This window comes from Oxalicibacterium solurbis, from assembly GCF_014635845.1.
Lineage (GTDB): Bacteria > Pseudomonadota > Gammaproteobacteria > Burkholderiales > Burkholderiaceae_D > Oxalicibacterium > Oxalicibacterium solurbis.
On the sequence record NZ_BMDP01000001.1, the window covers coordinates 779508 to 796466 of the forward strand.

The window sequence follows — 16959 nt, forward strand, 5'->3', positions numbered from 1 at the left end:
CCATAGAAGCATCATTTCAGGCATGTCATTTGAATTCATCAGCCCAAAAAAGAACGCACTGGTCTACATCATCAAGATCCTGTGCGGCTCGCTGATCCTCTGGTACGGCCTGCCCCGGCTCGGCTTCGAGGAACCTTACTGGGCGATGATCTCGCTGATCATCGTCACCGAGCCGGACATGAACCTCGCGCGTGCCAACTTCAAGGCGCGCCTGATCAACACCATCACTGGCGCCGTCGTCGCCTGTATCTCGCTGCTGGTATTCGGCCCGACCTTCCACGCCATGCTGATTGCGATGATCGTCGCCGTCGCCATCGCGATGCTGTGGCAGAACTATCCGAGCAACTGGCGGCTGGGGCCGATCACCGTCGTGATCCTGCTGTCTGCCGCCTTCACGGGAAGCGGCGTGCATGAAGAGTTGCATCTGGCGCTGTTGCGTGTGACGGAAGTCATCATCGGCAGCATCGTGGCGCTACTGCAAGGGGCAGTATATGTGCAGTTTCAGAAGTGGCGGGAGAAGTCTGTTGAGGAAAAAAAAGAGAAAGTAGATGAATTGTGAAATGCTGTTCAACTTGGCATGACAGACGTTGAAAATCTCTCTGTTCGTGTAATTTTAAGCGACCTAAATCGAGCGGGCTTGCCGTGAATCCCATACGAACACGCATAAACGACAAGAATTTGACGGATTTAGACAACCTTAAAAATCAATGCAATGTTGTCTAAGTATAGTTAGCCCTATGGAAGAGTTCATGAAGATCCTCCACAAGAAGTACATCACTTACGCGCTTAGCCAACCATGCCCGACGCTTATTCCACGCTCAGGTGAAAGAGGCGCAAAAGTAAATTGCTACACGGTAGCCATAGATAAGGATGACAAACCCCATTACTTGGTTAATGCGCTAGTTGATGACAAAATGATATGCATGGAGTGGAATGGCAATAGCTACGCCAATGAACGAAAGATAAAGCTCTCGACAGTCAACCCAAAGGATTTTCGAATATCTCACTACTACGGGCTTTCTGAGATTACGTACTTCGGAATCAATGACTATGTGCTAGGAAGAATACTCTTCATTGAGTACATAAAAATTCACATTTACCGGGCTCTTACGACAACGGACCAATACATCTTTAACAAGAAAAAACTCGTTACTAAACAGCGGGTAGAGCTTCTAAGATTCCTAATCGCACAAGCTCTCGAAGGGAAGAAGGAATTCGACGTCATTGAATTAATGACCGAGCTATACACGATTAAGTGGGTCATGCATCCAGACAAGGATTCCCAACTTCAAAAAGTTAAGCTCTATCTAAATTCACTTGTAGACACCGGCGAGTTACGAATGATCAACGGAACTTATGCTCTAACAGGTCACGCCATTCGGGGTATCGAGGAATATGAAGAGCAGGAAAGAAAGCACGTCGAAAGCGTAAAAATACAGCGCCGCATGTTTTGGCTGACGTTAGTAATTGCGCTGCTTACCCTGGTGCAGGCTGGTCTAATCAAGCTCCCAGCATTGCTAGACGTAACGGGGCCGTGATGGCAGAAAAGTCAGTACCCGAGCGCTAGGGCATAACCATTCTTTCAAGCGAACAGGCCTGGTCGAACCTGTCACTTAACTCAAACGTTAGGAAATTTTGGTGTTTGATGACCCTTGGCGCGCACGGGCGACTATCAAACGGAGCAAAAGGAAACCCTGGAACGTCATGCGATTTACCAAAACCAGAATCAACTTTTTGTCGAGAATCAAAAACAGCTTGTGGGGGCCTCAACTCTTAATTACTAAAACAAAAGACAGTAGAAAACAAAACAGCACCTTCTTTGGTGAGCACCACCATCCGAGGTACCGTTAAGAAATAAACATTTGTGTATTCTTCCGTTAGCTTCCTAATCTTTCGGTCAAAAGAAACACTCCGCCGACAACCGGCTCTGCACTCCCTTACCCCCGACGTCAAGTATCAAAATGAGTATTCACGCAGCACTTAGTCTTCTTTTAGAGGAATACGCAAATGCGAAGAGCCAGGCATTCGCAAAGAATCCCATGGCAGACATACTTCGCGTAGATATTCCCAATGCGATCGCTGCAGTAGTATCTGATCCCTTTCGATATGAAGTGGACGGCAGTCCAGGTAAAGGAAGATGGGCGGATATTCCTTGGATAGCAGTGCTTGATCGCCTAAAGACAGAGACAGCTCAACAGGGCTACTACCTCGTTTACCTCGTAAATGACGATTGCTCTGGCATCTATCTGTCATTAAACCAAGGAGTAACCACAGTTCGGCAGGAATATGGAGCCTCCACAAAACATGCTCTTTCAACAAGGGCAATGGATTTTGCAGCTCGGTTGGGCTCATTAACCAAGGGGCTGCATTGTGGGCCTATCGACCTTGGCGTTAAAAGCGGTCTGGGCGCTGACTACCAACAAGGATCGATTTGCGCAGTTTTCTACCCCAGAACTACCTTGCCAACAGAGGAAGTTCTCGTCGCCGATCTCCAGCGTTTCCTTGGACTCTACAGACATCTCGTTGAAAACGAGTCTAGTCTCTATGGAAGAACAGAAACGGAAGACGATGAGGTGGGCCTGGAGCCCGAGAATCTCAAACGACTTCGCGAACACAAACGCATAGAGAGAAATCGAAAGCTTGCACAAAAGGTAAAGAAGTTGCATGGTTACACATGCGTGGCCTGCGGTTTTAACTTTCTGAAGACTTACGGAAGCATAGGTGCAGACTTTATCGAGGCGCATCATCTTACGCCGCTAAGCGAGCTGCAGGGCGATGTAGTTCATCTGGATCCCCGAAAAGACTTCAGCGTTCTTTGTTCAAACTGCCATCGAATGATCCACCGAAGCGAGTTCGTAAATCGAGTTGAAGAGTTCAGAGCAAAATATATTGTCAAAGTTAAAGCCTGAGCCCTCCTCCCCTGGCTTCAATTGACTGATATTTCAGCCCCCCAAAAGCCTTGTGAAACCCGCACCAACCCTGCATCATGCAGACTCTCGCCGCCCTTCACAGGAGATACTCCATGGCAACAGGAACAGTCGAACTGCATCGCGTCCTCAAAACGACACCCGAGAAACTCTATCGTGCATTCCTCGATGCAGCAGCCGTAGCGAAATGGCTACCGCCCTATGGCTTCACCTGCACGGTGCATCAGATGGATACAAAGGTAGGCGGCACATTCCGCATGTCGTTCCGGAATTTCTCAAACGGACAGGAACATGCGTTCGGAGGCGAATATCTGGAACTGGTGCCGAACGAACTGCTGCGCTACACCGACAAGTTCGACGATCCGAATCTGCCGGGAGAAATACAGGTGACCGTGAAATTGAAGCCTGTATCGTGCGGAACGGAACTGCATATCGTGCAGGCCGGCATTCCCGAAGTCATCCCGGTCGAGATGTGCTATCTGGGCTGGCAGGAATCGCTGATGCAGCTGGCCCAACTCGTCGAACCGGATATTCAGGCCTGATCAGAAAAACTAATAAACAAGGCTGTTTACAAACCGAAATCCGATGCAAACCTTGGCCATCATCGTTTCCATAGCCAATTTGCTGGGATATTGGGCTTTGATGCATGTCGATCCGACTTTTGGTCTGCTTCATCCACGTGGCGGAATGGTCATGCTGGGCATTTCGCTGGCCATTGCCAATCTCGGCATCTGGGCGGCGGCGCAACCATATCGGTCGCTGAACGCGCGCATCCAGCTCAATGCAGCAGCATGGATATGGCTTATTGTGCAGGGCGGCTGTACCGCCTATCTTTATTCGCAGGCGAATACATCTTGACAGTTCATTCCAATGTAAAGGGGTGCCGCAATAACACCCCCTCTTCTCGCCGCAGTATTATCTCTTTCTGCCGCCGACCAGCAACAGCAATACACCCACGGCAATTCCCCCTGCTCCCGCCCACACCGGTACATTGACCGTTTCCTTTTCCTTCAGCGAAAACTCAAGCGGCCCGACCTTGGTCTGATGCGTTTCCTTCGTATAGCTGAAGCTGCCGTACACCAGTCCCAGCGTGCCGGCGACGATGAGTGCAATGCCGATCAGCCTGATCATTGTGTTTCTCCTTGTTCTTGTTTAACAGGCGTTCCCTGATGAAAACCGGCTTTCCAGCCGTCTTGCGTGCGATGCCATAGCGTCGTTCTTCTGCTGAAGCGCCCGTGCAGCCTCAGCGTATAGCTCACCAGATAGAGGTTTTCCGCGATCTGGCTGCAGTGAAAATCGTTCGTTTCCCAATCCTCCTTGTATGCCGTATCGCCATGCCGCTTTTCCAGCACGTCCAGAATATAGTCGCGGCTGTAGATATTCCCCGATGCGCCTATCTCCCAGAAATCGTCGGTGATGATCGCTTCGAAATCACTGCGCGACGTGCCGAATTCCGGTCGATGGAAAACGGGTTCGTGCCTGGACAGCTCGTCCATCACTGCCCGGCAAGCAGCAGGCGTGACCGGTTTGAATGCTTCGTCTTCCATGGTGCCCTCGCTTATTTGAGTTTCCTGTCTTCTCTTTTCGCTTCTTCCATCGCTTCCGGTTCCAATTTTTCCACTGCACGATTCAGATAGACGAACCATCCCCATGCCGCCAGCAGTACGCCGGTTGCGACGATAAGGCTGGCCGCGTAAGGCAGATACGTCGGATCGTCGTGCAGCGCCTTGAACGTGGCGACCAATCCCTCGATGGCCAGCGCGACGATGACAACGACGAAGAATCGCGACAGGAAGCGGCGCACCCGCGTTGGTGCGCTGATGTCCGCATTGCGGATGACTTCTTCTTCGATGATGGTTTCGGCAATCTGCAGCGCGACCACGGCAGCGGCCAGCCAGCCGACCGCTTCGATGATGGCTTGGGCGGCGGCGGCATCACGGCTGCCGGCAAACGCGATCCAGCCGAGACGACCGGAAATGGCGATCAGCATCAGCGCCGCACCGGCGAAAAACAACGCCATCAGGCCGTGGATCAGGCGGAATACATAAGTAATCTGCTTCATGTTCTTTCCTCCTGATCGCGATTCCTGCTTTGCTATCTTCCGCCCGTCACATCCAGAAGTGCGCCGGTCGTATAGGATGCCTTGTCCGACAGCAGCCACATGACAGCTTCGGCAATTTCCACCGGCTGGCCGCCGCGCTGCATCGGTACTGCTGCTTTGACGCGTTCCACGCGATCCGGTTCGCCGCCGCTGGCATGAATTTCCGTATAAATCACCCCCGGACGCACGCCGTTGACGCGTATGCCTTCGGTGGCGACCTCTTTCGCCAGGCCGATCGTCAGCGTATCGATCGCGCCTTTGGATGCGGCGTAGTCCACGTATTCGCCGGGACCGCCGGCACGCGCCGCAATGGAGGAAATGTTGACGATGGCGCCGCCCTTGCCGCCGTGGCGGGTGGACATGCGCTTGACCGCCTCGCGCGCGCAGACGAAGCTGCCGACGATATTGGTAGTGAAGATGCGCTGCAGACGTGCTACGTCCATCTGATCGACGCGCATCTGCTTTTCCAGGATGCCGGCATTGTTGACCAACGCCGTCAGCGGGCCGAACTGGCGATCGACCTTGTCGAACATGTTCAGGATGTCCGCTTCGATGGCGACATCGGCGCGCACTGCCATCGCGTCGCCGCCGTCGCGCGTGATGCTTTCGACGACTGCTTCCGCGGCATCGCGGTTGTGCAGATAGCTGATGCAGACGGCATAGCCTTCGCTGGCCGCCAAAGCAGCAGTTTCCGCGCCGATGCCGCGGCTGCCGCCGGTGATGATGATGATTTTCCTGTCCATGTCGTCTCCGAGAATGGTATTCGCCGCTGTCCGCATGGGCGGTCTGGCACGGTAGTGCCTGCATTAAAATACCAGTATGCCTGCTGCCCGCCAACCGTTGCCGCCCACCTCCCCGCTGGCCTGCTTTCCTCCCGTCATCGACAAACAGACGGCCATCCTGATTCTCGGCAGTTTTCCTGGCGAAGCCTCACTGGCTGTACAGCAATACTATGCGCATCCGCGCAATCAGTTCTGGCCGCTATTGTCATCTGTGCTGAATGAAGACCTGACCTCCCTTTCCTACGAAGCAAGGCTGACACGATTGCGCGCTCACCGCATCGGCCTGTGGGACGTCATTGCCGCCTGCACACGCGAAGGCAGCCTCGACAGTGCGATCCGCGAGGCGCAGCACAACGATTTCGCGCAACTGAGGCATCTGTGTCCGGCGCTGCGCCGCGTCTGCTTCAACGGCAAGACATCCGGCAAACAGGCGCCGCTGTTCGCAGCGGCAGGATTCGACACGCTGGTCCTGCCATCCTCGTCGCCGGCCTATGCGGCGATGAACTTCCAAAACAAACTGGAGCAATGGCGCGGTATCATCGCGCAGTTTTGAACGCAGTTTTATAAAACCTACCGATTCCATGCTGATCAAACGCAAGTCCATCGAAGCAGATGCCAACCGCAAGAGCGGCCCCGGCAAAAAACCCGTTCCCATGAAACCGCCGCGCACCGTGAAATTCGCCCCGGTCACGCTATCGGAACAGTTCGGCGTGCGCTATCTGCACTTCGGCACGGAATGGGTGCAGGGCGCAATGCGTGTCTCGAAGCCGGACTGGATCGAGCTGGAATACGCGCAGCAGATGATGGCGTGGATGCTCTTCATCGAGAAGCCGCAGCATGTCGTGCAACTCGGCCTCGGCACTGGCGCGCTGACCAAGTTTTCCTACCGACGCTTTCCAGAGGCGCGCGTCACCGCGATCGACCTGAACCCGGCCGTCCTCATGATCTGCGCATCGATGTTCAAGCTGCCGCCGAACGATGAACGGCTGAACGTGATCGAGATGGATGCGCTGGAATACGTGAACGATGCCGCCAACCACGGCCGCGTCGATGCCCTGCAGGTTGACCTGTACGACGCTACCGCGCGCGGCCCGGTGCTGGATACGCCGGAGTTCTACCAGGCTTGCGCGAACTGCCTGACGCCGGACGGCATCATGACGGTCAACCTGTTCGGCGACCATCCGAGCTATGCGAAGAACCTGAGCGCGATGCATTACGCGTTCGATACCGTCATCACACTGCCGGAGGTCCACGAAGGCAATGTGATCGCCATCGCCTTCAACACGACGTTGGTACTGGACATTCCGGCGCTGTACGAACGCGCGGCGCAGATCACAGCCGCCACCAAGCTGCCGGCCAAATCCTGGGTCAACGGCATCAAGGCGTGGCAGGCGCAACAGTAATCTGCCGCATCCGCTGCGGCAGGCTGCACGCCGCACAAGCCATGTGCTAGCATCGGCCGAACCGTTCATTCCGCAGGTCAGCCATGCCCACCGCTTCCGTCGCACCGGCGTCCGCCGGCAAACCCGTCGCAAAAAAACTGGATCTGCAGCAGATCTTCAGCTGGCTGCTGGCCGACGGCATCCTTGCAAAGAACGACATCAAGGGCTTCTACACGCAGGCGCAGGTCATCTACAAGAATGCGCCGACCGGCATGCACCCGCTGGTCGCCGTCGCGCAGTGCAAGCTGACCTCGATCAGCTCGCCGTCGCGCCCGCTGACTCTGGACTGGCTGACCGAATGGCTGGCCGGAAAAGTGAAACTGCCTTTCTTCCGCATCGATCCACTGAAGATCGACTTCACGAAGGTCGCCGACGTGATGTCCGCTTCCTATGCCACGCGCTTCCATATCCTGCCGGTGGAGCTGACACCGACCGAACTGGTAATCGCCACCTGCGAACCGTTCATGAACGAATGGGAGCCGGAGATCGCGAAGATTTCTCGCCGCACCGTGCGCCGCGTGATCGCCAACCCGCTCGACATCGCGCAGTACACCACGCAGTTCTTCGCGCTGGCGAAATCGATCAAGGGCGCGAAAAAACTGAACGGGCAGGACGTCGCGCTGCGCAACAATTTCGAGCAGCTGGTCGAACTGGGCAACAGCAAGCAGGTCGATGCGAACGACCAGCACATCATCAACATCGTCGACTGGCTGTGGCAATACGCGTTCGAGCAGCGCGCCTCCGATATTCACCTCGAACCGAAACGCGAATTCTGCGCGGTCCGCTTCCGCATCGACGGTGTGCTGCATCAGGTCTACCAGGTGCCGCCGTCGGTGATGCTGGCAATGACGGCGCGCATCAAGCTGCTCGGCCGCATGGACGTGATCGAAAAACGCCGACCACAGGATGGCCGCATCAAGACGCGCACCAACAACGGCCAGGAAATCGAACTGCGGCTGTCCACCATGCCGACCGCGTTCGGCGAAAAGCTGGTGATGCGTATCTTCGATCCGGACGTCGTCGTCAAATCGCTGCCGGAACTCGGCTTTCCGCCCGACGATGCGGCACGCTGGGATCATTTGACCAAACAACCGCACGGCATCATCCTCGTCACCGGCCCGACCGGCTCCGGAAAAACCACCACGCTGTACACCACGCTGAAGGCACTGGCGACCAGCGAGGTCAACGTCTGCACGGTGGAAGACCCGATCGAGATGGTCGAAGGCTCGTTCAACCAGATGCAGGTGCAGCACGGCATCGATCTGTCGTTCGCCGACGGCGTGCGCGCGCTGATGCGGCAGGACCCGGACATCATCATGGTCGGCGAGATCCGCGATCTGGAAACCGCCGAGATGGCGATCCAGGCCGCGCTGACCGGCCACCTCGTGCTTTCCACACTGCATACCAACGATGCGCCGTCGGCCGTGATGCGACTACTGGAACTGGGCGTGCCCTACTACCTGCTCGAATCGACACTGATCGGCATCATGGCGCAGCGGCTGACGCGCACACTGTGCGTGCACTGCAAGACGCCGGACGGCGAAATTCTCGACGACGTCTGGACCAATCTGGTCGACGGCTGGGACATTCCGAAGCCGGCAGCCGTCTATCGCCCGGTCGGCTGCCCCGAATGCCGGCAGACCGGCTATCGCGGCCGTACCGGCCTGTACGAACTGCTGACGGTCACGCAGCCGTTCTCCAAGCTGATCAAGGCCGAGACCGATATCCACGCATTGAAGAAACAGAGCATTGCCGACGACATGAAGCCGCTGCGGCTGGCCGGCGCGCTGAAGGTGGTCGAAGGCGTGACGACGGTGGAAGAAGTGCTGAAGGTCACGTCGGCGCAAGGCTGATATCCGATATTCACGCGTCCGTCCGCAAAGACATCGCCGGACCGGCAAGAAGGCAGGCTCTTCAGAAAGGCCTGCTTTTTTTGCTTCTTCCGTTACGTTCTTCACCGCACTTTGTATCGCAATGTATTCATCCACGCACTGGATACACGCGCTTACGTTCAGCGCCATTCCGGACATATGCCGGATACGCACGCTTGATGAAATACGTCCATGCCGTTGAAGCCGTTACATCGGCCAACGGCACTGGCACGGAAAGATCGCATTGCTCTCGCATCGCTCTTTTCACGCCGTTTTCCACATGGACCAAACAGGGAGTAAAAACATGCAGCCCGCTATCCGGCAAACCCCTCTCGCCAGTACCGATCAAACCGGCACACGCAGTCAACTGTTTCTGATCATCGCCATCATTCTGGTTGCCATCGACCTGCGCCCCGGCATCACTGCAATCGGCCCGGTACTGCCGACCATCATCGACGAATTCCGGCTGTCGCATACGGTTGCATCGCTGATGACATCGATCCCCGATCTGCTGATGGGCACGCTGGCATTGCCTACACCGTGGCTGGTGCGCCGCTTCGGCATCAACCCGGTATTGCAGATCGCGCTTGGCATCCTGTGCATCGCGATGATCGCGCGCGCCTTCTCGCCGAATACCGCCACGCTGCTCGGCAGCACCGTCGGTGTCGGCGCCGGCATCGCGATCGCCGGCGCATTGTTCGGTGGCTTGATCAAGACACGCTTCGCCACACGGGTGGCATTCATCATGGGCCTTTACACGACGGCGATTTCCGTCGGCAGCGCCCTGTCTGCCGGTACGACAGGCTGGCTGGCGCAGACGGTGGGACTCGGCTGGCGGACGTCGACCGGCATCTGGAGCATCTTCGGCATCGTCGCGATGGTCGCCTGGTGGTTTGCGACACGGCACGAACAGAAAGTCGTGAGTACCGCGCCTGCAACATCGATCTTCGCCGGCCTGCCGTTCCGCAACAAGACGGCGTGGCTGATCGCGCTCTACTTCGCCGGCGTCAACTTCCTGTTCTATTCGGTGCTGACATGGACCGCACCCATGTATCAGGAAATCGGCCTGAGCGCCGCCACGGCCGGACTCGTGCTGGCGAGCTTCACGATCGCCTTCATGTTCTCCAGTCCGCTGGTCGGCATCTTCAGCAAATCGACCGATCGCCGCCTGTGGCTGGCCGGCGCGGCAGCGGTGACGGCCACCGGCCTGATCGGCCTCGTCGCCGCGCCCGATGCGCTGCCGTTCGTCTGGCTGCCGTTGTGTGCGATAGGACTCGGCGCAGCATTCACGCTGGCGATGACGCTGCCGCTGGACAATACGCACACCGCCGACGAAGCCAACCGCTGGAATGCCTTCAACCTGACGGTCGGCTACCTGATCGCAGCCACCGGCCCGTTGTTGACCGGCTATCTGCGCGACATCACCGGCGATTTCGCCGTGCCCTTTGCCTTGCTGGTCGGCGTGGCATTGCTGATGCTGGCGGCGACGCCGTTCCTGAAGCCGCACACGGCCGTCACCGTTGCCTGATGCATCAGGCGTAATGCATCAGGCGTGATCAGGAAGCATCGGCCGGCTTGCTGCCGGCCGATGCCGCTTCCCACCCCAGGCCCAGGCTTTTCTGCAGCGAGACGAAATCCTTCAGCAGATCGCCCTGCCCTTGCACCGCATTCTGCTGCGCGTTGTACAGCGCACGCTGCGCATCCAGCAGATCGATCTGGCTGGCGGTGCCGGCCGTGCGGCGCTGCTGCATCAGTTCGGTTTCATGCTGCGCCGATGCCTGTTGCGCCAGCAGCTTGACGACACTGTTGCGCTGGTAGCCGTAGCGCGACAGCGCCGTATTCGCATCGCGCAAGGCATTCAGCACCGTGCCTTCGTATTGTGCGATCGCTTCGTCATACCCGGCTTCGGCGCCGCGCACTGCGGCTGCAGTCTTGCCGAAATCCAGGAAATTCCACGACAGGTAAGGCAAACCGAGCAGCATCGAATTGCTGCTGCGGAACAGATGTGAGGCGCTGTCCGAACTGAAGCCGATGTTGCCGAGCAGCGTCAGCTTCGGAAAGTAATCGGCCTTCTTCTCGCCGATCTGCGCATTGCTGGAAGCCAGCCGGCGTTCGGCCGCGCGAATGTCGGGACGCCGCTTCAGCAAGGCGGCCGGATCGCCGACCGCCACGCTTTGCGGCAACATCGGCAACGGCTTGCTCTGCGACAGCGTGCCGTCCAGCGCGCCGGGGCTCTGGCCGGTCAGCACCGCCAACTGATCGAGCGCAGCGGCAATCGCGGCATCGATCTGGTTCAGCGTAGCCTGCGTACCATCCACCTGCGATTGCATCTGGTCCACTTCGGCAGCGGAAGCTACGCCGCGGTCGCTGCGCTGCTGCGTCAACATCAGCATCTGTTTATCGGCATCGGCTGTCTGCTGCATCAGTGCACGGCGCTGCTGTTGCGCACGCAGTTCGACATAGGCATTGGCGACTTCCGCTTCGAGCGATACCTGCACGTCCTGCAACTCTGCCCGCACCGCTTCCGATTCGGCCGACGCTGCTTCGACAGCGCGGCGCGTGCCGCCGAACAAGTCGGCTTCCCATGTCGCATCGAAGCCGGCAACGTACAGCTTGGCCGTCTGCGATTCGTCGGTACCCGGCGCCGTCTGCAATACCGCCGCTGCGCCCGATGCGCCTATCGTCGGCAAGTTCTGCGCCTGCTGCTGTTCGAATCCGGCACGCGACTGGCGTAATCTTGCCTTTGCTGCGCGCAAATCGGGGCTGTGCTGCAGCGCCTGTTCGATCAACGCATTCAATTGCGCATCGCCGAGCGCGCCCCACCATGCGGCAACCGGTTTTTCCGCTTCGGCATGTGCGGAAGCGCGCACGAACCTGCCGGATTGCATCGCGTCCTGCGCCACGTCGGGTACACCGTCGTAATCGGGACCGACTGTCGTACAGCCGCTTATGCAGCCGGCGAGACTCAACACGGCAAGCAGCGAAGGAATACGAATCGATGATGAATGGTTCATGGCTTTACCTCGTCCTGCATCAGTGGCCGGCATCGGCGACAGGTGCGCCAGCCTTGGGTGTTTTCAACAACAGCGCAAGCGGGATACATAACAGCAGCGCAATCGCCAGCGCGTAAAAAGTTTCGGTATAGGTGATTACGGCGGCCTGCTGCTGGATCTGCAATGCCAGTTGGCCCAGCGCCTGCAATTTTGCGTAAGCCATGTCGCCCACGCTGCTGAAATGGCTGACGGCACTGGCCGCGATGCGTTCCTGACCGAGCAGCGAATTGCCGGTTACCGTCTCGCGGATCATGTCGTTGTGCAGCGCGTTGCGACGATCGATGAAGGTACCGATGATCGCCAGCCCGACCGAACCGCCGAGATTGCGCGCCATGTTGTACAGGCCGGCGGCATCGCCCGATTCCTCGCGCGACACGGCCGCCATCGATGCCTGATTCAGCGGCATCAGCGCCAGCATCTGGCCGACACCGCGCAGCAGTTGCGACCAGGTGAAATCGTGGCCGACGCTCTGCGCGGTCAGCACCGTATCGAGCAGGCAGCTGACAGCAAAGCACAACAAGCCGGCGATCACCATCACGCGAAAATCGAGCTTGCCCAGCATGCGCGGCAGGATCGGCATCATCAGGAAGGCCGGCAAGCCCGCCAGCAGCATCACCTGTCCTGCCTGTTCGGCGTTGTAGCCGGCGATCAGGCTGAGGAACTGCGGCACCAGGTACGACACGCAATACAGGCCGGCACCGACCGTGAAGACGATGAAGATCACGCTGGCGTAGCTTTTGTTCTTCAGCAGCGACAGCCGCAGGATGGGGCGCTTCGCATACCGTTGCGACAGCGCCACCATCGCCATGCCGGCCGCCGACATCAGCGACAGCGTGACGATCATCTGCGACTCGAACCAGCGTTCGCGCTGGCCTTCTTCCAGCACCGCGGTCAGCGTACTGAGACCGACCGCAAGGCCGATGATGCCGAGCCAGTCGGCATCGAAGAAATCGCCGTAGCGCGGCCTGTCCTTCGGCAGGCCGAAGATCAGCAACGCAATCAATGCCGTGCAAACCGGCACGTTGATGAAGAAGCACCAGCGCCAGCTGGCGTTCTCGGTCAGCCAGCCGCCGAGTACCGGTCCCAGCAGCGGCCCCAGCAGCACGATCAGGCCGAACACCGTCATGCCGATCGGCAGTTGCCGGCGCGGCAAGCGCGTGCGGATGATGGTCTGCCCGGTCGGAATCATCGCGCCGCCGGTAAAGCCCTGGCCGATGCGCGCCATGATCAGCACGAACAGGCTGTCGGACAGACCGCACAGCATCGAGAACGCAGTGAACAATGCGGCGACGCCGAGCAGGAAGTTGCGCAGGCCGAACACGCGCGTCAGCCAGGCGGCCAGCGGAATCATCACGATCTCGGACATCAGGTAACCAGTCGCGATCCACGTGCCTTCGGTGCCGGTCGCGCCGACCGAGCCCTGGATTTGCGGCAGCGCGGAATTGGTGATCGAGATGTCCAGCGTCGCCATCAGTGCGCCGAGTCCGCCGGCGGCGACGGCGATCCAATCGGTGACGCTGGCGTTCGGTTCGTGCGCGGAATCGGTGGAACCTGCAGAACCGGCCCTTGCAGCCGAATCAGCCACGAAGGTTCTCCGTCTGTGCAGCGGATTGCTTGACCGCCGGTTTGTCCTGCGTTCCCGCATGCTTGGTATCGACGTCCGCCGTCACCGACAGCCCCGGCAGCAACAGATTGCGTGTCTTCGCATCAGCGTCGAGATGGACGCGCACCGGCACGCGCTGCACGATCTTCGTGAAGTTGCCGGTGGCATTTTCCGGCGGCAGCAACGCGAACTGCGCACCGGTACCGGGCGAGAAGCTTTCGACCGTGCCGTGCAGATCGAGATCCGGCAGCGCATCGACATGCACCTCCACCGGCTGGCCCACGCGCATGCGGCCGATCTGCGTTTCCTTGAAATTGGCAACCAGATAGACCTGCTGCACCGGCACGATGCTCATCATGCGCGTGCCCGGCTGCGCATACTGGCCGACACGTACCGTATCGTCGCCGACACGGCCGTCGATCGCGCTGTAGATGATGGTGTCACCGAGGTCCAGTTCGTTCTGGCGCAGACTGGCTTCGCCTTCCTTGATCTGTGCCTGCGCCTGCAGCAGTTGCGCCGAATTGGCGGCGAGATGGCTCTGCGCCGATTTCACGGCAGCCAGTGCAGCGGCGAGATTCGCTTCCGCCTGTTCCTTCTCGTTGCGCAGTTCGGCCAGTTTTTCCGAGGTGGCGGCACCGCTGACGTCGAGCGGCACATAGCGTTCGTATTCGTGTCTGGCGTGCTTCAAGTTGATACGTGCAATCTGTGCCTGCGCCTGCGCCTGGTCGATCTGCGCCTGCTCCTGCTGCAAATCGGCCTTCGCCTTTTCCAGATCTGCATTGCGCGCGTCGATCGTCGCCTGCGCCTGGTCGCGCAGCGCCTGATACTGGCGATTGTCCAGCCGCACCAGCGGATCGCCTTTTTTGACGAACTGGTTGGCCTTCACATAGACCTCGGCCACATAGCCCGCAACCTTGGGCGCGACCACCGTGGCATCGGCCTGCAAGTAAGCATCGTCGGTGCTTTCGATGAAGCGACCGCTCACCCACCAGTAGATGCCGTAACCCAGCGCGGCGATCAGCACGAGACCGCCGATGCCGAGCACCACGGTGCGCCGGCTCTTTTGCGTGGGAACGGGGGATTTTGCCGGTGACGCGCTGCTGCCGGCCGGCGCCGGTTCCGAACCTGAAGACATACCAAATACTCCAAATTATTCCAATCGGAAAAATTCTATCGTTTGGAATAATTGTGTCAAGTGGTATATTTTTGCGTGATGAAGAATTCGACCAAAAAAGAGACAGCCAAGACCGCACGCCTGCGGCATTCGCCGGAAGGCGGCTACGCACGCGGCGAAGAAACGCGCCGGCGCCTTATCGATGCGGCAATCCGCCTGTTCGGCGAACGCGGCTATGAAGGCGCGTCCACCCGCGATATCGCACGGGCAGCCGACGTCAACGCACCGGCGCTGCAATACTATTTCGACAACAAGGAAGGTCTGTACCGCGCCTGCGCCGAACATATCGCCGACAGTTCCTGGCAGCATTTCCGCCCGACACTGGAAGCCGCGCAAGCCATATTGGACAATGCAGATGCTGGACGGGAAGCATTGATCGGTGCTTACCATGCCATCCAGGATGCGATCGCCGACCACATTTTGCAGAATTACGATGCACAGCATCGTCGCCTTTTCATCGCGCACGAGCAGGCCGGGCACGGACCGAGCGTGCTGTTCGACATCATGGATCGCAACGTCAAGACGCGCATGCGCGAAGTGACCTGCGCGCTGCTTTCCCGGTTGAGCGGCGTACCGGCAGACGATCCGCTGACCGTCATGCGCGTGCTTACGCTGCACGGTCAGGCTGCGATTTTCAGCCTGGCGCACAAGAGCACCCTGTCATCGCTGGGCTGGGATAGTCTCAATGAAGAACGCCTGGCTTTCCTGAAAAAGACGGTGAGGGAACAAACCCGCATCCTGCTCGATGCGTGGGCGGCAGAGCGCGGCAAAAAATAATCCCCTTCTTCATCGATACGCCTTCACGGCTGATTGTGCGGATTGACTGTATGGACCGATTGGGTGACAGCAGCACCTTCGCATATCTGCATTTCCTGAATACGGACGAAAAAAAAGCACCTCGCAAGAGGTGCTTTTGAAAGCCGGCTACGCAATCCGGCGCGTCACTCGGGAGCAGTATCAGGCAGGCACGTTCTGCTGTTGATGGCCTACCTGATGTTCCGGCACATCGCACACGGCCAGGTTGTGGTTGCGACGCATGCGGATGTTGAACAGTTCGACCACCAGTGAGAAGGCCATGGCACCGTAGATGTAGCCTTTCGGGATATGGAACTCGACGCTTTCGGCCACCAGTACCGCACCGACGATCACCAGGAAGCACAACGCCAGCATCTTGATGCTCGGGTACTTATTGACGAACTCGCCAATTGCCTTGGCAGAGAACATCATGATGCCGACCGCGATCATGATCGCGACGATCATGATTTCGACTTCCTTGACCATGCCCACTGCGGTAATAACCGAATCCAGCGAGAACACGATATCGATGATCGCAATCTGCATCAGCACCATGCCAAAGGTTGCCTTCTTGACAGAGACCGGCTTGTTGCTCTCGTCTTCTTCATGACCGCCGGCCATCAGTTCCTTGATTTCAACGATGGCTTTGTACAGCAGGAACAAACCACCAAAGAACAGGATCAGATCGCGTCCGGAGAAGCCCATGGTGCCAATTGTGAAGACCGGCTCGACCAGGCTCATCATCCACGACAGGCTCAGCAGCAACAGGATACGGGTACCCATCGCCAGGCCCAGGCCGATGATGCGGCCCTTTTGCTGCTGATGCGCCGGCAGGCGATCGACCAGCACCGAAATGAAGATGATGTTGTCGACACCCAGCACGATCTCCAGCATCGCGAGGGTCGCCAGTGCAATCCATGCTTCCGGCGTGGTGAAAACTTGTAGAAATTCCATAATGCTCTCTATTAATTGGTTGATGAAGGACGCCTGTTTTCTGCCTGTACTGCGCGCCCTATTCCTGCCACCGATCCTTGCCAGCCGCATATCGTGATATCGCGGCAACACTGTCGGGTCTCCTCATTCACTTGATCGCAAAGCCGATTCCTACATCGCGCCTCCTCGCTTTCCATGAATCACTGCATTTGGCAGACGAAGGAACTTTAACGCAATCTTAACTTCGTAGAAAATCGATTTTAGCGTTAGTTTTATCT

The 16959-nt window shown here is 58.0% G+C and carries 18 protein-coding genes; 10 read left to right on the forward strand and 8 right to left on the reverse strand.

Annotation, left to right across the window (positions count from 1 at the left end):
- The first annotated feature begins 22 nt into the window (after positions 1-22).
- From IEV40_RS03730 to IEV40_RS03750, 5 genes are all read left to right on the forward strand, one after another.
- The gene (locus IEV40_RS03730) at positions 23-559 is read left to right on the forward strand and encodes an FUSC family protein (RefSeq protein WP_188419596.1); all 537 of its coding nucleotides are present in this window, start codon (positions 23-25) and stop codon (positions 557-559) included.
- A 190-nt stretch (positions 560-749) separates the two neighbouring features.
- A complete protein-coding gene (locus tag IEV40_RS03735; RefSeq protein ID WP_188419597.1) occupies positions 750-1538 on the forward strand; it encodes a hypothetical protein in 789 nt (262 codons plus the stop codon).
- A gap of 423 nt (positions 1539-1961) precedes the next feature.
- Entirely contained in the window at positions 1962-2909 is a 948-nt protein-coding gene (locus IEV40_RS03740) for an MrcB family domain-containing protein (RefSeq protein ID WP_188419598.1), read from the forward strand.
- Between the two features lie 113 nt (positions 2910-3022).
- Positions 3023-3469, forward strand: a complete 447-nt coding sequence (locus tag IEV40_RS03745; protein WP_188419599.1) for an SRPBCC family protein — start codon at positions 3023-3025, stop codon at positions 3467-3469.
- Between the two features lie 43 nt (positions 3470-3512).
- Positions 3513-3785 (forward strand): hypothetical protein, encoded by a 273-nt coding sequence (locus IEV40_RS03750; protein WP_188419600.1) that lies wholly within the window; start codon positions 3513-3515, stop codon positions 3783-3785.
- A gap of 57 nt (positions 3786-3842) precedes the next feature.
- Here the strand turns inward: IEV40_RS03750 and IEV40_RS03755 are convergent, their stop codons facing one another.
- Genes IEV40_RS03755 through IEV40_RS03770 form a run of 4 tightly spaced genes read right to left on the reverse strand, consistent with a single transcriptional unit; the run spans position 3843 to position 5771 of the window.
- Positions 3843-4058, reverse strand: a complete 216-nt coding sequence (locus IEV40_RS03755; protein ID WP_188419601.1) for a hypothetical protein — start codon at positions 4056-4058, stop codon at positions 3843-3845.
- On the reverse strand, positions 4055-4474 hold the full coding sequence (locus IEV40_RS03760) for a nuclear transport factor 2 family protein (RefSeq protein ID WP_188419602.1): 420 nt from the start codon (positions 4472-4474) through the stop codon (positions 4055-4057). The genes IEV40_RS03755 and IEV40_RS03760 overlap by 4 nt, the downstream gene beginning before the upstream one ends.
- 11 nt (positions 4475-4485) lie before the next feature.
- Positions 4486-4989, reverse strand: a complete 504-nt coding sequence (locus IEV40_RS03765; protein ID WP_188419603.1) for a hypothetical protein — start codon at positions 4987-4989, stop codon at positions 4486-4488.
- Positions 4990-5021: 32 nt separating this feature from the next.
- On the reverse strand, positions 5022-5771 hold the full coding sequence (locus tag IEV40_RS03770; RefSeq protein ID WP_188419604.1) for an SDR family oxidoreductase: 750 nt from the start codon (positions 5769-5771) through the stop codon (positions 5022-5024).
- Between the two features lie 76 nt (positions 5772-5847).
- Here IEV40_RS03770 and IEV40_RS03775 point away from each other — a divergent pair, with 76 nt between their 5' ends.
- From IEV40_RS03775 to IEV40_RS03790, 4 genes are all read left to right on the forward strand, one after another.
- Positions 5848-6363, forward strand: a complete 516-nt coding sequence (locus tag IEV40_RS03775; protein ID WP_188419605.1) for a DNA-deoxyinosine glycosylase — start codon at positions 5848-5850, stop codon at positions 6361-6363.
- A 28-nt stretch (positions 6364-6391) separates the two neighbouring features.
- On the forward strand, positions 6392-7213 hold the full coding sequence (locus tag IEV40_RS03780) for a spermine/spermidine synthase domain-containing protein (RefSeq protein ID WP_188419606.1): 822 nt from the start codon (positions 6392-6394) through the stop codon (positions 7211-7213).
- 83 nt (positions 7214-7296) lie between these two features.
- Positions 7297-9105, forward strand: coding sequence for a type IV pilus assembly ATPase TfpB (gene tfpB / locus IEV40_RS03785; RefSeq protein ID WP_188419607.1), 1809 nt, complete (start codon positions 7297-7299; stop codon positions 9103-9105).
- Positions 9106-9427: 322 nt separating this feature from the next.
- Positions 9428-10651: an MFS transporter gene (locus IEV40_RS03790; RefSeq protein WP_188419608.1), complete on the forward strand. Its 1224-nt coding sequence runs from the start codon at positions 9428-9430 to the stop codon at positions 10649-10651.
- Between the two features lie 28 nt (positions 10652-10679).
- Here the strand turns inward: IEV40_RS03790 and IEV40_RS03795 are convergent, their stop codons facing one another.
- Genes IEV40_RS03795 through IEV40_RS03805 form a run of 3 tightly spaced genes read right to left on the reverse strand, consistent with a single transcriptional unit; the run spans position 10680 to position 14914 of the window.
- Entirely contained in the window at positions 10680-12137 is a 1458-nt protein-coding gene (locus IEV40_RS03795) for an efflux transporter outer membrane subunit (RefSeq protein WP_188419609.1), read from the reverse strand.
- Positions 12138-12156: 19 nt separating this feature from the next.
- Positions 12157-13761, reverse strand: a complete 1605-nt coding sequence (locus IEV40_RS03800) for an MDR family MFS transporter (RefSeq protein ID WP_371870025.1) — start codon at positions 13759-13761, stop codon at positions 12157-12159.
- Complete coding sequence (locus tag IEV40_RS03805; RefSeq protein WP_188419611.1) at positions 13754-14914, reverse strand: HlyD family secretion protein; 1161 nt, start codon at positions 14912-14914, stop codon at positions 13754-13756. Before IEV40_RS03805 ends, IEV40_RS03800 begins: the two co-directional genes overlap by 8 nt.
- 78 nt (positions 14915-14992) lie before the next feature.
- Here IEV40_RS03805 and IEV40_RS03810 point away from each other — a divergent pair, with 78 nt between their 5' ends.
- Positions 14993-15730, forward strand: coding sequence for a CerR family C-terminal domain-containing protein (locus IEV40_RS03810; protein WP_188419612.1), 738 nt, complete (start codon positions 14993-14995; stop codon positions 15728-15730).
- A 180-nt stretch (positions 15731-15910) separates the two neighbouring features.
- Here the strand turns inward: IEV40_RS03810 and IEV40_RS03815 are convergent, their stop codons facing one another.
- Positions 15911-16702, reverse strand: a complete 792-nt coding sequence (locus IEV40_RS03815) for a TerC family protein (RefSeq protein WP_188419613.1) — start codon at positions 16700-16702, stop codon at positions 15911-15913.
- Positions 16703-16959: the final 257 nt, after the last annotated feature.

Excerpts from the sequence above, each read along its gene's own strand:
- IEV40_RS03730 (WP_188419596.1), top strand. The coding sequence starts at position 23 with ATGTCATTTGAATTCATCAGCCCAAAAAAGAACGCACTGGTCTACATC.
- IEV40_RS03735 (WP_188419597.1), top strand. The coding sequence starts at position 750 with ATGAAGATCCTCCACAAGAAGTACATCACTTACGCGCTTAGCCAACCA.
- IEV40_RS03740 (WP_188419598.1), top strand. The coding sequence starts at position 1,962 with ATGAGTATTCACGCAGCACTTAGTCTTCTTTTAGAGGAATACGCAAAT.
- IEV40_RS03745 (WP_188419599.1), top strand. The coding sequence starts at position 3,023 with ATGGCAACAGGAACAGTCGAACTGCATCGCGTCCTCAAAACGACACCC.
- IEV40_RS03750 (WP_188419600.1), top strand. The coding sequence starts at position 3,513 with ATGCAAACCTTGGCCATCATCGTTTCCATAGCCAATTTGCTGGGATAT.
- IEV40_RS03755 (WP_188419601.1), bottom strand. The coding sequence starts at position 4,058 with ATGATCAGGCTGATCGGCATTGCACTCATCGTCGCCGGCACGCTGGGA.
- IEV40_RS03760 (WP_188419602.1), bottom strand. The coding sequence starts at position 4,474 with ATGGAAGACGAAGCATTCAAACCGGTCACGCCTGCTGCTTGCCGGGCA.
- IEV40_RS03765 (WP_188419603.1), bottom strand. The coding sequence starts at position 4,989 with ATGAAGCAGATTACTTATGTATTCCGCCTGATCCACGGCCTGATGGCG.
- IEV40_RS03770 (WP_188419604.1), bottom strand. The coding sequence starts at position 5,771 with ATGGACAGGAAAATCATCATCATCACCGGCGGCAGCCGCGGCATCGGC.
- IEV40_RS03775 (WP_188419605.1), top strand. The coding sequence starts at position 5,848 with ATGCCTGCTGCCCGCCAACCGTTGCCGCCCACCTCCCCGCTGGCCTGC.
- IEV40_RS03780 (WP_188419606.1), top strand. The coding sequence starts at position 6,392 with ATGCTGATCAAACGCAAGTCCATCGAAGCAGATGCCAACCGCAAGAGC.
- tfpB (WP_188419607.1), top strand. The coding sequence starts at position 7,297 with ATGCCCACCGCTTCCGTCGCACCGGCGTCCGCCGGCAAACCCGTCGCA.
- IEV40_RS03790 (WP_188419608.1), top strand. The coding sequence starts at position 9,428 with ATGCAGCCCGCTATCCGGCAAACCCCTCTCGCCAGTACCGATCAAACC.
- IEV40_RS03795 (WP_188419609.1), bottom strand. The coding sequence starts at position 12,137 with ATGAACCATTCATCATCGATTCGTATTCCTTCGCTGCTTGCCGTGTTG.
- IEV40_RS03805 (WP_188419611.1), bottom strand. The coding sequence starts at position 14,914 with ATGTCTTCAGGTTCGGAACCGGCGCCGGCCGGCAGCAGCGCGTCACCG.
- IEV40_RS03810 (WP_188419612.1), top strand. The coding sequence starts at position 14,993 with ATGAAGAATTCGACCAAAAAAGAGACAGCCAAGACCGCACGCCTGCGG.
- IEV40_RS03815 (WP_188419613.1), bottom strand. The coding sequence starts at position 16,702 with ATGGAATTTCTACAAGTTTTCACCACGCCGGAAGCATGGATTGCACTG.